General features: G+C 69.5%; 2 protein-coding genes. Both read right to left on the minus strand.

Annotated elements, in window-relative coordinates:
- A partial coding sequence (locus ACGFZS_RS22085) for an amino acid adenylation domain-containing protein (protein WP_393796587.1) occupies positions 1 to 15,233 on the minus strand: 15,233 nt, incomplete at its 3' end.
- Between the two features lie 220 nt (positions 15,234 to 15,453).
- A complete protein-coding gene (locus tag ACGFZS_RS22090; protein ID WP_393796588.1) occupies positions 15,454 to 16,782 on the minus strand; it encodes a sensor histidine kinase in 1,329 nt (442 codons plus the stop codon).
- Position 16,783 lies beyond the last annotated feature (1 nt).

Genomic DNA, 16,783 nt, shown 5'->3' on the forward strand with positions numbered 1-16,783 from the left:
GAACCCGAGGTATGGATCACATACGCCGCATTCGCCACCCCCAACGACACAATCCGCTCCGCATCCACCACCCGACCCGGCACACAGCCCGCCACGACAGCGGACACCTCCGGATCGTCCAAGGCAATCGCCCCGGCCTGGTTCGCCTCGGGCAACACCGCACGGCCCGCCTGCGTGCACAGCACCACGACCGGATCCGCGTCCTCCAACACCAGGGCCAGGCGCTCGGCGGGATGCCCCGGGTCCAGCGGGACGAAGGCCCCGCCCGCCATCGAGACCGCCAGCAACGCCACCACCGTGCCCACCGACCGCTCAGCCACCACAGCAACCCGCCGCTCCGGACCCACCCCCGCAGCAATCAGATACCGCGCCAGCCGACCCGCCTCAGCCTCCAACTCCGCATACGTCAGCCCGCGTTCACCCGACTCAAGCGCCGGCGCGTCCGGCGTCCGCCGCACCTGCTCCGCAAGCAGCTCAGGCAACGTCCCGCAAGGCACCTCAGAGGACACGTCCTGCCAGTCCCGCGTCACACGCTCCAACCGCGCCCCGCCCAACAACCCAAGTCGGCCGAGAGGCATCTCCGGGTCCTCGGCGAACTGCTCCAACACCCGCACCAACGCCGCCAACACCTCATCAGCCTGCGCCCGGTCGAACAGGTCCGGCCGATGATCCAGCTGCAACTCCATCCGCTCACCCGGCGCGACAATCAACCCCAACGGATAGTGACTGGCATCCCGCGTCCGGCCACCCGGCCGAATGACAAGAGCGTCGGGGTCATCCGGCATCGCCTCGGCGGACTGCGGATAGTTCTCGTAGACGACGAGCGTGTCGAACTCCGCCCCCGGCCCGGCAACCTGCTTGATCTCCGCCAGCCCGAGATGCTGGTGGCCCATCACGCCGAGTTGGCGGCGCTGCAGTCGGTCCAGCAGTTCGAGTACGGATTCCCTGCCATCCGTCTGGACCCGTACCGGAAGGGTGTTGATGAACAGCCCGATCAACGACTCCGCACCCGGCAGATCCGCCGGCCGCCCGGCAACCGTCGTCCCGAACACCACATCCCGGCGCCCCGACAGACGAGCCAGCACCAGAGCCCACGCACCCTGCACCACCGTCGCCATGGTGAACCCGCGCTCCCGCGTCAGCTCCTCCAGCGCCCGTGTCAGCCCGGCGCCGCACTCGACACGCACCGCTTCCGGCCGCATCGGCAGCCGAGCCGGATCCACCGGAGCAACCAGCGTCGGCTCCTCCGCCCCCGCCAACTCCTCCCGCCACGCAACCCGCGCAGCCTCCCGATCCTGACGACCGAGCCACGACAGGTAATCCCGGTACGACCGGACCGCAGGCAACGCCTGGGCGCCGCCGCCCGCCCGGTACACCGTCTGCAGCTCGTTCAGGAGGATCGGCAACGACCAGCCGTCGAGCACGATGTGATGGGTCGTCAACACCAGCCGATGACGCCGCTCGCCCAGGCGGAACAGCAGCAACCGCAGCAGCGGAGCCCGCCCGAGTTCAAACCCGGCCGACAACTCCTCCCCGGACAACCGGGCCGCCTCAGCCTCCGCATCAGCCTCCGACAGACCACTCAAGTCGACCTCATGCCACGGCAGTTCCACCTCCCGCGCGACGACCTGCACCGCCTCACCCGACACCAGCCGATGGAACCCCGCACGCAAAATCGCATGCCGCCCCACCACCACATCCCACGACGCCCGCAACCGACCAGCGTCCAAAGGCCCGTCCAGAGCAAGCGCACGCTGACCTGCATACACATCCGCCCCAGCGCCGTCATCGAGAGACGCGTGGAACAGCAGACCCTCCTGGAGCGGGGACAGCGACCACACATCCTCCAGACCGGACACCGCCGACTCCAGCTCCTCCACACCCTCCTGAGAGAGGGAAACCAGCGAGAAGTCAGAGGGGGAATGGCCGCCGGCCCCGTCGCGGACCTGCGCCATCAGTGCTGACAGTGCCTCCGCCCACGCCTCCAGCAGCGCGCGTGCCCGGTCGGCCTCCATCAACCGTTCCGGCCAGGCCAGCACCAGTTCCAACACTGGGCCGTCTGCCAGCTCGCGTACCGATCCGAGCAGTTCCACCGCGTGCATCACCGGAGCATCGGGCGCACCTCCCGCCCGGAAGCCCTCGCCCGTCCCTACGCGCCCGAGGTAGTTGAAGCCGACCTGCGCCGAGGGCAACCCCGCCAACTCGTCGGTGGTCTCCGGATTGACGTACCGCAGGAGGCCGTAGCCGAGGCCGTCCCCGGGCACCGCCCGCACCTGCTCCTTCACCCCGAGCACCGACACACCACCATCGGCACCGGCGCTCAGCCGTACGGGATGCGAGGACGTGAACCAGCCCACCGTCCGCGACAGATCCGGGATACCCGGCAACGGCTCTCGCCCGTGCCCCTCGACGTCCACCAGGAACCCGTCAGACCCGGCCCACTCGCCGACCGCCCCGGCCAGGCCGGCCAACAGCACCTCATCCACCCCGGCATGGAACGCCGCCGGCACCGCCGCCAACAGGGCAGACGTCACTTCCGTCGGGACGGTCACCGCCACCTCGCGAACCGTCGCACCCACATCCACCAGCGGATCCAACGGAACATCCGTCAACAGCGCATCCGGACCTTCACCCTCCACCACCGCCCGCCATGCAGCCAGCTCAGCCACCCGCTCCGGCCGAACCGCCTCCACCGCCAACTCCCGCGCCCACGCCCGGAACGACACCGGAACCAGATCCAACTCCACAGACCGTCCCTCGACGAGCATCGTGAGGGCCCGCTCAAGATCAGGCAGCAGGATCTGCCACGAGACCGTGTCGACGACCAGGTGGTTGGCCACCACGACCAGTCGGCCCACCACATCCGGACCCGCGTCCAGCCACACCACCTGCACCATCACCCCGACCGCAGGATCCAACCGCCCCACAGCCGCCTCAACCTGCTCCCCCACCACAACCGCCGGATCAACCCCGACCACATCCACCCGAGCCACCAGCCCGGACACATTCACCGCATCCGCTCCGGGCACCACCAACACCCCGGACTCCACCAACAACCGTGCCCGCAACATTTCATGACGCGTCATCACCGCGTCCAGGGCGGCGACAAGCACCTCAAGGTCAAGTCCCGCCGGCGCCGCCATGACCGCCGGCTGGACGATCTGCCGTACAGCCTCCGGGCCGACCCGGTCCAGCAGCTCGTGCATCACCGGGGTCAGCGGCACCTCACCGACACCCGTGTCCATGACCTTCGTGGTCGCTTCCTCGGTCTCAGCCGCCACCAGTGCCAGCCGCTCCGGGGTCTTCTCCTCGAAGATCTGCCGGGGGGTCACCACCCAACCGGAACGACGAGCCCGCGAGGCGAGCTGCATCGACATGATCGAATCGCCGCCCAGCGCGAAGAACCCGTCTCCGACCCCGACCTCGTCCAGCCCCAATACCTCGGCGAACAGGGCGCAAAACGCCTCCTCGGCGGGCGTCGCCGCAGCCCGACCTGCGCTCAGCGCAGCCTCCGGGACCAGCAGCGCGGCTCGGTCGATCTTCCCGTTGACGGTCAACGGGAACACGTCCAGCACGACGACCACCGACGGAACCATGTACTCCGGCAGCCGGGCGGCCGCGAAGACCCGTACGTCCTCGCCGTCCACGTCACCGACGGTGTAGCCGATCAAGCGGCCGTCACGAACCACCACCACGGCCCGCTCGACCCGCGCGTGCGCGGCAAGGACAGCCTCGACCTCACCGAGCTCCACCCGGAACCCGCGGATCTTCACCTGCCCATCCGCACGCCCCACGAACTCCAACTGCCCATCCGAAGTCCACCGGGCCAGATCCCCACTGCGATACATCCGCCCGCCACCATCACCGAACGGACACGCGACAAACCGTTCCGCCGTCAGATCCGCACGACCGACATAACCACGGGCCAGACCCAAACCCGCGATATACAACTCACCCGCCACACCCACCGGAACAGGCCGCAAGAACCCATCCAGCACATAGGTACGCACATTCGGCAACGGGCAGCCGATCGCCGGCGGCGCGTCATCACCCGTGATGCCCTCCTCCAACAGGACGGCAGTGGTAATGACGGTGGCCTCCGTCGGGCCGTAGGTGTTCCACACGCGGGCGCCTTCACGCCACCTGGCCGCGAGACCGGCCTCCAACCGCTCCGCGCCCAAGACCCAGTTCCCCACCCCTGGAACCGAACCCGGCTCCAGCACCCCCAGCAACGACGGCACCACACTCGCCGCGACCACACCGGCCGCATCGACCATGGCCGCCAGAGCACCGGCATCCTGCCGCTCCTCCGTCGTAGCGATCGCCAGCGTGCCCCCAGCAGCCAGCGTCACCGCCACATCCAGCACCGCCGCATCGAAACTGAACGACGCGAACTGCAACGCCGTAAGCCCCGGTCCCACACCAAGGACGGGACCCATCGCCGAGGCGAGGTTGGCCACGGAGGCATGCTCCACCGCCACGCCCTTCGGACGACCCGACGACCCCGACGTATAGATCACGTAGGCCAGTTGGCCCGGATCCACGGCGCTGTCCGGCCCCTCGCCGAACTCGGTCTCCAGCTCCGCGGGCAGAACAGTCTCCACCTCGGCCGACAGCCGGTCCGCGGTCTCCTCCGCGACCAGCACCAACTCCGCACCACTGTCGGCCACCATGAACGCCAGCCGGTCGGACGGATACTCCGGATCCAACGGAACGTACGCCCCGCCGGCCTTCCACACCGCCAGGACCGCGGTCACCATCTCGGTTCCGCGCGGCAGACACAGCCCCACCCGCGACTCACGCCCCACACCCCGCGCCACCAAACCGCGAGCGACAGCGTCCGAGCGCACGTTCAACTCGGCGTACGACAGCGACTGGTCGCCGGACCGGACGGCCGTCGCGTCCGGAGTTTCCACGGCCCACCGTCGGAACCGGTCGAGGACCGTGCCGGGCTCCGTCGGACGGGCGGTGGCGTTCCACTCCTCCACCACCGCTGCCCGCTCGGACTCGTCCAACAGCTCAAGCTCGGCGAGCCGGACCTCCGGATCCGCCGCGAGCCGCTCCAACGCGCGCACCACGCGATCGATCAGGGTCCGGGCGGCGCCGCCGTCGAAGGCGTCCGGGCGATAGTCAAGCCGTAGCGTCAGCCCCTCCTCAGGCCGGACGCCCAGTGCCAGCGCGAAGCTCGTCGACTCGCGCGACGCGACGCCTGAAATCGTCAGGCCCGCCACTGACGGCTGTGCCGCCGGATCGCCCGGGTAGTTCTCGAAGGCCAGGAGCGTGTCGAAGGTGGCGCCGGGGCCGGCGGTCCGCTGTACTTCGCTCAGCCCGACATGCTGGTGGTCCAGCAACGCCGACTGCCGCGCCTGAAGCGCCCCCAGCACCTCACTCACCGACCGGGCCGCGTCCAGATCGACGCGTACCGGCAGCGTGTTGATGAACAGACCGAGCATCGCCTCCATCCCCGGAAGCTCCGCCGGACGCCCGGCCACCGTCGCCCCGAACACCACCTCACGACGACCCGTCAACTGCCCCAGTACCAACCCCCAGGCCAGCTGCACCACGGTGTTGAGCGTCACACCGGCACCACGCGCAACCCGCTCCAGGCCGTCGGCCAGCCCCTCCCGCACCTCGAACGTGACCGACCGAGCCAACACGGCGTCCGTCCCGGCGACAGTGGGCGCGACGAGTGTCGGCTCCTCGACCGGCGCCAACTCAGCCCGCCACGCCTCCAGCGCCACCGACACATCCCGACCGGCCAACCACGCCCAGTACGGCCGGGCCGACACCGGCACACCCAGTCCGACCGCCCGACCACCGGCCGCATAGATCGCCCACAACTCCCGCATCACCAACGGGAGCGACCAACCGTCGAGGAGCAGGTGATGCAGCGTCACCACCATCTGGTTCCGACGGTCGCCAACGCGCACCAGCGCCACCCGCAGCAACGGCGGCGCCGCTAGATCGAACCGCGCCGACCGCTCCTCGACACCCACCCGATCCGCCGCATCGTCACCCAGACCCGTCACATCCACCTCACGCCACGGCAGTACGGCCCCCTCAACCACCACCTGCACCGCACCCGCAACACCCCCAACCTGCACAAACCCAGCCCGCAACGCCGCATGCCGATCCACCAACACCTGCCACGACGCCCGCAGCAGGCCACCGTCCACCTCACCATCAAGCCCCACAACCAACTGCTCGACATAAACATCCACACCGTCTTCGTCAAACAGCGAGTGGAACAGCAGACCCTCCTGAAGCGGAGCGATCGGCAGCACCTCCACCAGCCCCGGAACCACCGCCTCGATCTCCTCCACCCCGGCCTGGTCCAACGCCACCAGCGGGAAATCGGACGGCGAATGACCACCCGCCCCCGCACACACATCCGCGACCAGACCCGTCAGCGCATCAACCCACGCCTCCACCAATCCCCGCGCCCGACCCACACCCAACAACCGCTCCGGGTACGCCAACCGCAGTTCCAGCACCGGACCTTCCGCCGACTCCCGCACCAACCCCAACAGTTCCACCGCGTGCATCACCGGAGCATCGGACGCGCCACCGGCCCCGAAACCCTCAGCAGAACCCACGCGACCGAGGTAGTTGAAGCCGACCTGCGCCGGCGGCAGAACCGCCAACTCGTCCACGGTGTCCGGGTTCAGCCAGCGGAGCAGCCCGTAGCCGAGGCCGTCCCCGGGCACGGCCCGCACCTGCTCCTTCACCCCGAGCACCGACACACCACCATCGACAGCCGCGCTCAGCCTTACGGGATGCGAGGACGTGAACCAGCCCACCGTCCGCGACAGATCCGGGATACCCGGCAACGGCTCTCGCCCGTGCCCCTCGACGTCCACCAGGAACCCGTCAGACCCGGCCCACTCACCGACCGCCGCGGCCAGGCCGGCCAACAGCACCTCGTCCACCCCTGCATGGAACGCCGCCGGCACCGCCGCCAACAGCGCCTCCGTCACCTCCACCGAAACGGCCACCGCCACCTCGCGAACCGTCGCACCCACATCCACCAGCGGATCCAACGGAACATCCGTCAACAGCGCATCCGGACCTTCACCCTCCACCACCGCCCGCCATGCAGCCAGCTCAGCCACCCGCTCCGGCCGAACCGCCTCCACCGCCAACTCCCGCGCCCACGCCCGGAACGACACCGGAACCGGATCCAACTCCACAGACCGTCCCTCGACGAGCATCGTGAGGGCCCGCTCAAGATCAGGCAGCAGGATCTGCCACGAGACCGTGTCTATGACCAGGTGGTTGGCCACCACGACCAGTCGGCCCACCACATCCGGACCCGCGTCCAGCCACACCACCTGCACCATCACCCCGGCCGCAGGATCCAACCGCCCCACAGCCGCCTCAACCTGCTCCCCCACCACAACCGCCGGATCAACCCCGACCACATCCACCCGAGCCACCAGCCCGTCAACCGACACCGCGGGGCTCTCCGGCACCACCAACACCCCGGACTCCACCAACAACCGTGCCCGCAGAACCTCATGACGGTTCACCACGGCCTGCACGGCATCAACGAGCGCCTCGCGATCCAGCCCCGGGGGCACCGTCAGCACACCCGGCTGGACGATCCGGCCTACCCGCTCCGGGCCGACCCGGTCCAGCAGCTCGCGCATCACCGGGGTCAGCGGCACCTCACCGACGCCGGTGTCCGAGCGCCGTGCGCTCCCCGTGCCGGAAGAGGCCACGGCCACCTGTGCCAGCCGCTCGGGCGTCTTCTCCTCGAAGATCTGGCGCGGCGACACGGTCCAGCCCGCGGAACGGGCCCGGGACGCGAGTTGCATCGACATGATCGAGTCGCCGCCCAGCGCGAAGAAGCTGTCCCCGACCCCGGCCTCCTCCAGCCCCAACACCTCGGCGAACAGGGCGCAGAACACCTCCTCTGCCTCGGTCGACGGGGCACGCGTATCGGCGGACGCGAGGTCGGGGGCAGGCAAGGCGTACCGGTCGATCTTCCCGTTGACGGTCAACGGGAACGCGTCCAGGACGACGACCACCGACGGGACCATGTACTCCGGCAGACGAGAGGCGGCCAACTCCCGCAGCGCCTCGGCTTCCACGTCGCCGAGGGCGTATCCGACCAACCGACCGTCACGGGCCACCACGGCGGCCCGCTCGACCAGCGGATGACCCGCGAGGACGGTCTCGACCTCACCGAGCTCCACGCGGAACCCGCGGATCTTCACCTGCGCGTCCGCACGCCCCACGAACTCCAACTGCCCGTCGGCGGTCCAGCGAGCCAGGTCCCCCGTCCGATACATCCGTCCGCCGTCATCGAAGGGGCAGGCCACGAACCGCTCGGCCGTCAGGTCGGGCCGGTTGATGTAACCGCGAGCCAGGCCGGATCCGGCAACGTAGAGCTCACCCGTTACGCCGTCGGGGACGGGCCGTAGGAACGCGTCCAGGACGTAGGTGCGGACGTTGGGCAGCGGGCAGCCAATGGCCGGCGGGGCATCCTCGCCGGTGATGCCTTCCTCCAACAGGACGGCGGTGGTGATGACGGTGGCCTCGGTGGGCCCGTACGTGTTCCACACCCGGGCACCCGCACGCCACTTCGCCGCGAGACCGGCCTCCAACCGCTCCGCACCCAGCACCCAGTTCCCCACCCCCGAAACCGAACCCGGCTCCAGCACCCCCAGCAACGACGGCACCACACTCGCCGCGACCACACCGGCCGCCTCGACCATCACGGCGAGAGCAGACGGATCCTGCCGCTCCTCCGCCGAGGCAATCGCCAACGTGCCCCCGGCAGCCAGCGTCACCGCCACGTCCAGCACCGCCGCATCGAAACTGAACGACGCGAACTGCAACGCCGCCACCCCGGCATCCACACCGAGCACCGGACGCATGGCCGACGCCAGATTCGCCACGGAGGCATGCGCCACCGCCACACCCTTCGGACGACCCGACGACCCCGACGTATAGATGACATACGCCAGTTGGCCCGGATCCACGGCGCTGTCCGGCCCCTCGCCGAACTCGATCTCCAACTCGTCGAGCCGCACCGTGTCGACGCCCTCCGACAGCCGATCCGCCGTCTCGGGTGTCACCAACACCCATTCGGCGCCGCTGTCAGCCACCATGAACGCCAGCCGGTCGGACGGATACTCCGGATCCAGCGGAACGTACGCCCCGCCCGCCTTCCACACCGCCAGCATGGCCACGACCATCTCGGCCCCACGCGGCAGACACAGCCCCACCCGCGACTCACGCCCCACACCACGCGCCACCAGACCCCGCGCCAACGCATCCGACCGCGCATCCAACTCCCCATAGGACACAGCCTGCTGCCGGAACCACAACGCCGTCGCACCCGGCGTCCGCACCGCCCACCCACGGAACCGCTCCAGCACCGTGCCGGGCTCCGTCGGACGGGCGGTGGCGTTCCACTCCTCCACCACCGCGGCCCGCTCGGACTCGTCCAACAACTCAATGTCGCTGAGACGTAGTTGCCGATCGGCCGCGATCTGCTCCAACACCCGGACCAGGCGGCGGGCCATCCGCAGGGCGCTCCGGCGCCTGAACACGTCAGCCCGGTAGTCGAGACGGATTGCGAGGCCGTCTTCTGGCGTAACCCCTAGCGCCAGCGCGAAGTTGGTCGACTCGCGGAGCTCGGTGGCCGTGACGGTGAGACCGTCGCCGAGGGGTTGGGCGTCCAGGTCGCCCGGGTAGTTCTCGAAGGCCAGCAGGGTGTCGAAGGTGGCGCCGGGGCCGGCGGTCCGCTGTACTTCGCTCAGCCCGACATGCTGGTGGTCCAGTAACGCCGACTGCCGCGCCTGAAGCGCCCCCAGCACCTCACTCACCGACCGGGCCGCATCCAGATCGACGCGTACCGGCAGCGTGTTGATGAACAGACCGAGCATCGCCTCCATCCCCGGAAGCTCCGCCGGACGCCCGGCCACCGTCGCCCCGAACACCACCTCACGACGACCCGTCAACTGCCCCAGCACCAACCCCCAAGCCAGCTGCACCACGGTGTTGAGCGTCACACCGGCACCACGCGCAACCCGCTCCAGGCCGTTCACGAGTTCGACACTCGCGTGGTCGGTCACTCGGTCCAGGACGACGGACGCCGTCGCCCTCGGCTCGGTAGGCGCGACAAGTGTCGGCTCCTCGACCGGCGCCAACTCAGCCCGCCACGCCTCCAGCGCCACCGACACATCCCGACCGGCCAACCACGCCCAGTACGGCCGGGCCGACACCGGCACACCCAGTCCGACCGCCCGACCACCAGCCGCGTAAATCGCCCACAACTCCCGCATCACCAACGGAAGCGACCAACCATCCAACAACAGGTGATGCAGCGTCACCACCATCTGGAAACGACGCTCACCGACCCGCACCAGCGCCACCCGCAGCAACGGCGGCGCCGCTAGATCGAACCGCGCCGACCGCTCCTCGACACCCACCCGATCCGCCGCATCGTCACCCAGACCCGTCACATCCACCTCACGCCACGGCAGTACAACCCCCTCAACCACCACCTGCACCGCACCCGCAACACCCCCAACCTGCACAAACCCAGCCCGCAACGCCGCATGCCGATCCACCAACACCTGCCACGACGCCCGCAGCAGGCCACCGTCCACCTCACCATCAAGCCCCACAACCAACTGCTCGACATAGACATCCACACCGTCTTCGTCAAACAGCGAGTGGAACAGCAGACCCTCCTGAAGCGGAGCGATCGGCAGCACCTCCACCAGCCCCGGAACCACCGCCTCGATCTCCTCCACCCCGGCCTGGTCCAACGCCACCAGCGGAAAATCGGACGGCGAATGACCACCCGCCCCCGCACACACATCCGCAACCAGACCCGTCAACCCATCAACCCACGCCTCCACCAATCCCCGCGCCCGACCCACACCCAACAACCGCAGTGGGAACGCCAACCGCAGCTCCAGCACCGGACCCTCCGCCGACTCCCGCACCAACCCCAGCAACTCCAGGGCATGCATCACCGGAGCCTGCGGCGCACTCCCCGCCCCAAAGCCGTCGCCAGTGCCCACACGACCGAGATAGTTGAAGCCGACCTGTGCCGACGGCAGTCCCGCCAACTCCCCAGCGGTGTCCGGATTGACGTATCGCAGGAGGCCGTAGCCGAGGCCGTCCCCGGGTACCGCCCGCACCTGCTCCTTCACCCCGAGCACCGACACACCACCATCGGCAGCCACGCTCAGCCTTACGGGATGCGAGGACGTGAACCACCCCACCGTCCGCGACAGATCCATCCCCTCGGACAACGACAACCGGCCGTGACCCTCGACATCCACCAGGAACCCGTCAGACCCAGCCCACTCACCAACCGCCCCGGCCAGCCCGGCCAACAGCACCTCATCCACCCCGGCATGGAACGCCGCCGGCACCCCCGCCAACAGCGCCTCCGTCACCTCCACCGAAACGGTCACCGCCACCTCACGAACCGTCCCACCCACATCCACCAGCGGATCCAACGGAACATCCGTCAACAGCGCATCCGGACCTTCACCCTCCACCACCGCCCGCCATGCAGCCAGCTCAGCCACCCGCTCAGGCCGAACCGCCTCCACCGCCAACTCCCGCGCCCACGCCCGGAACGACACCGGAACCAGATCCAACTCCACAGACCGTCCCTCGGTGAGGGCCGCATACGCGGACCACAGATCCGGCAGGAGCACCTGCCAGGACACCGTGTCTACGACCAGGTGGTTGGCCACCACGACCAGTCGGCCCGCCACATCCGGCCCGGCATCCAGCCACACCACCTGCACCATCACCCCGGCCGCAGGATCCAACCGCCCCACAGCCGCCTCAACCTGCTCCCCCACCACAACCGCCGGATCAACCCCGACCACATCCACCCGAGCCACCAGCCCGGACACATCCACCGCATCCGCTCCGGGCACCACCAACACCCCGGCGTCCGCCGACAACCGTGCCCGCAACATTTCATGACGCTTCATCAGGGCTGCCATCGCGTCGCGCAGCGCCGTCTCGTCCAGTCCAGCCGGCGCCTCGACCGCCATCGACTGCACGACGGCGCGAACGCGCTCGGCACCGACCCGGTCCAGCACCTCGTGCATCACCGGCGTCAGCGGTATCTCGCCGACGGCGGAATCCGCCGGGCGCGTGCCGTCCGCCATGTCGTCGAGCGACGTCGCCACAGCGGCCAACTGCGCCGGTGTCCGCAGCTCGTGCACCTGGCGGGCGCCCACGACCAGACCCTCACGGCGGGACCGCGACACCAGCAGCATCGCTGTGATGGAGTCGCCGCCCAGCGCGAAGAAGCTATCTCCGACCCCGACCTCGTCCAGCCCCAACACCTCGGCGAACAGGGCGCAGAACGCCTCCTCGGCGGGCGTCGCCGCAGCCCGACCTGCGCTCAGCGCAGCCTCCGGGACCGGCAGCGCGGCTCGGTCGATCTTCCCGTTGACGGTCAACGGGAACACGTCCAGCACGACGACCACCGACGGAACCATGTACTCCGGCAGCCGGGCAGCCGCGAACTCCCGTACGTCCTCGCCGCCCGCGCCCCCAACGATGTATCCGACCAACCGGCCGTCACGAACCACCACCACGGCCCGCTCAACCAGCGGATGACCCGCGAGGACGGCCTCGACCTCACCGAGCTCCACCCGGAACCCGCGGATCTTCACCTGCGCATCCGCACGCCCCACGAACTCCAACTGCCCATCCGAAGTCCACCGGGCCAGATCCCCACTGCGATACATCCGCCCGCCATCACCGAACGGGCACGCGACAAACCGTTCCGCAGTCAGATCCGCACGACCGACATATCCACGGGCCAGACCCAAACCCGCGATATACAACTCCCCTGCCACACCCACCGGAACAGGCCGCAAGAACGCATCCAGGACGTAGGTGCGGACGTTGGGCAGCGGGCAGCCAATGGCCGGCGGGACATCCTCGCCGGTGATGCCTTCCTCCAACAGGACGGCGGTGGTGATGACGGTGGCCTCGGTGGGCCCGTACGTGTTCCACACCCGGGCACCCGCACGCCACTTCGCCGCGAGACCGGCCTCCAACCGCTCCGCACCCAGCACCCAGTTCCCCACCCCCGAAACCGAACCCGGCTCCAGCACCCCCAGCAACGACGGCACCACACTCGCCGTGACCACACCGGCCGCATCGACCATCGCGGCGAGAGCGGACGGATCCTGCCGCTCCTCGGAAGAGGCAATCGCCAGCGTGCCCCCAGCAGCCAGCGTCACCGCCACATCCAGCACCGCCGCATCAAAACTGAACGACGCGAACTGCAACCCCGTAAGTCCCGGCCCCACACCAAGGACGGGACCCATCGCCGAGGCAAGGTTGGCCACGGAGGCATGCTCCACCGCCACACCCTTCGGACGCCCCGACGACCCCGACGTATAGATGACGTACGCCAGTTGATCGGAGGCGACCTCCGGCAGCACCCCCGAGTCGGTCCCCACCTCGCCCAGCAGCACCGACTCCACATCAGCCGACAACCGGTCCACGGTCTCCGCCGCGACCAGCACCAACTCCGCACCACTGTCGGCCACCATGAACGCCAGCCGATCCGACGGATACTCCGGATCCAACGGAACGTACGCCCCGCCCGCCTTCCACACCGCCAGAATCGCGGCCACCATCTCGGCCCCACGCGGCAAACACAGCCCCACCCGCGACTCACGCCCCACACCACGCGCCACCAGACCCCGCGCCAACGCATCCGACCACGCATCCAACTCCCCATAGGACACGGCCTGCTGCCGGAACCACAACGCCGTCGCACCCGGCGTCCGCACCGCCCACCCACGGAACCGCTCCACCACCGCCGACGCGTCCACATCCCGCGCCGTACCGCTCCACCCGCTCATCATCAGGGCACGTTCGTCGTCCCCCGCCACTCCGATCCGCCGCACCGGCGCCGTCGGGTTCTCGACCGTCCGCGTGACGAATCCGACCAGCGAGCGCAGAACCCCCCGCACCCATGCCCGGTCGTAGAGCGCCGCGTTCGCCTCGACGGTGATCTCGGTCCCGGAGCCCGTCCGGTCGATCAGCACCCCGAAGTCCTCGACCAGTCGGGTCGACACGTCCCGTGCGACGCCTCGGCAGTCGCCGAAGGCCAACTCCCCTGTCGGCGGCAGGATGTTCAGGTAGGGCCCGAAGTGCCGGCGGTCGCCCTCCGGCCAGCCCAGGTCCCGGCGCAGGTGCTCGCCCCGGTACCGCTGGTGGTGGAGCAGTTCACCGAGGGCCCCGTCGGCCGCCCAGGCTAGGTCGAGGAGGCTCGCCCCGGCCGGGACCGGGAACCGTAGGGGCAGCATGTTCGCCCGGGTGAGGCGGGCCCGCAGGTCCGTCTCACCCACGCGCCCGGTCATGGGCAGGCTGAGCAGTGCTTCGGCCGAACCCGTCATGCCGCTCACGAAGGCGCCGGAGGCGGCGGCGAGCAGCCGGGACGTCCGCAGGCCGACGCTGTCCGCCGCGGAGCGCAGCGCGTCCGTCGCGGCGGGTGCGAAGCTGCCTGTCTCGCGCAGCACCGCTCCGGCCTCGGCCCCGGGCTCCTGGAGGAATCCGGAGACACCGGAAAGGCGCGGAACCTCGGCCAATTCCGGCCGGTCGGAGAATCGGTCGCGCAGATATCGTCGGTCGTCGGTGAATTCGGGCGAGTTCCGGTACCTCGTCTCCTCGTCAAGTGCCTCGGTCAGGGAAACGAACTCGGCCTCCGGATATACCGCGCCCACGACGAGGGCCGAATAGATCTCGGCGACCCGGCGAGCCATCAGTGTGCATGCATATCCGTCGAGCAGCAGGTGGTTATAGCCCTGGAACCAGCAGTACCGATGGGAATCGAGACGGAAGAGTACGAACGAGAACAGCTGCTCTCCGCACGGATCTTCCACGCCGGCGAGTTCCTCGCGCATCCGGGTTTCCATCCACGCCCGCGGGTCGCCGCCGCCCCCGTCCGGCTCCTCGATGCGCAGCGACCATCGCCGAGCGGGGTGCGGTACGGCGCGTGCGCTGCCGACCGCGTCCTCGGCGAATCGCACGCCCAGGATCTCGGTCTCCTCGACCGTCCGGCGCAGCGCGGCCTCGAAGGCGGGCACGTCCAGCGCGCCTGTGATCTCGACGGCCTGCCCGACGCTGTAGAGCGCGCCAGGGCCTCCCAGGCGCTGCGCGTGCCAGATTCCCTCCTGGCTGTCGGACAGGGAAAAGCTGCCACCGATTCGCTCGCTCATGTCTAGGCCTAACCCCTATTCCCTCTCCATGGGCATGCAGCTGCCCAATGCACCATTTCGCAGGAAACGCAAGGCAAAGAGCTTCCGCTCGGGAAGCTCCTGGGAATCTCCACCCGTGGACCGAAAAGCCCGGTGAAACGTCGTCAGAGCCCGTTCACGACCGGGGCCGGTCCATCAGAACAATACCTATCGGACGGTGTCGTCCAACCCGCCGTTCTGGTCACTTGGACGCGGTGGCCGTGCGCGGCTGTGACCAACCCTCGTATCGCTCCCCGGCCTTGACAAGGAGGGGAAAGGAGACCTCGACGACGAGCCCGCCGCCCGGCCTGGCGCGGGCGGTGAGGGTGGCGTCGTGGGCGGCGGCGATGGCGCGGACGATCGACAGGCCGAGGCCGTGGTGGCCGTCGCCGGCGGTGCGGTACATGCGCTGGAACGGTTCGAAGAGCTGGTCGACCCGGTCCTTGGGAACCTCGGGGCCGGTGTTGGAGACCGTGAGGACGGCGCGCCGGTCGTGGCGCCGCACGGTGATGTCCACGGTCCCGTCGGGAACGTTGTAGTAGGCCGCGTTGTGGACGAGGTTCGCGACCAGCCGCTCCAGGAGCGCGGTGTCTCCGGCGACCGGCGTCGGCTCGGTGTGGTCCTCGATCCGTACGCCGTTCCGCAGGGTCTCCGGGACTTGGGTGAGCAGCACGGACTCGTTGATCTCGGCCAGGTCGACGGGCTCGGTCCGTTCCACGCCCCGTTCGCTGACGGCCAGGGTGAGGAGGGATTCCAGCAAGGCTCCCTGGTGGGTGCTGATCCGCAGCAGGCGCTCGAAGTTCTCGCGGAACGACTCGGCGGTGGCGTCGCGGTCGAGGAGGGACTCCTCCAGGAGGGCGCGTTCCACCGTGAGTGGGGTGCGCAGCTCGTGGGCGGCGTTGGCGACGAAGCGCTTGTGGGACTCCAGGGCTGCTTCGAGCCTGGCGAGGAGCCCGTCGATGCTGTCGGCGAGTTCGCTGATCTCGTCGCGGGGGCCCGCGACGGCGAGGCGCTCGTGCACGTTGCTGGCGGAGATCCGGGCGATGCCGGCGTTGAGGGTGCGCATGGGCCGGAGCACGCGCCGGGCCAGGAGCCAGCTGAGCACGATGGAGATCGCCGCCATGATGGCGAGGGCGGTGCCGGACTGCACGAGGAGGTCGTGCATCTGGGCATCGTGCAGATGCTCGGTCTGCCTGCGCAGTTGGTCGTTGAGCCACGCGGTGAGGTCCTGCGGGGACCCGGAGCCCGGGCCGGGCTGGATGACGGTCCCCGGTGGCGAACCGTCTCCCGGCATCCCTTCGTCGTGTACGGCGGTGACGACGTTGTGGGTGGGGCGGTTGACGAGCAGGTAGGTGATGCCGAGCAGGACCGCGCCGGAGGCGATGAACAGCAGCCCGAAGAGCATGGCGAAGCGGACCCGGACCCGGCGGGGCGTGAGGTGGCGGACCAGGGCTCGCACCCGGGCGGCGCCGGGGCCGCTCAGCCAGGCATGGGCGCGAACTCGGACACGGGTCGGCAGGGTTGTCGCCATG

Origin of the sequence: Streptomyces sp. NPDC048288 (assembly GCF_043201555.1) — a bacterium.
Classification (GTDB): Bacteria; Actinomycetota; Actinomycetes; order Streptomycetales; family Streptomycetaceae; genus Streptomyces.

Coding starts and splice junctions, on each gene's coding strand:
- ACGFZS_RS22090 (WP_393796588.1), bottom strand. CDS start 16,782: ATGGCGACAACCCTGCCGACCCGTGTCCGAGTTCGCGCCCATGCCTGG.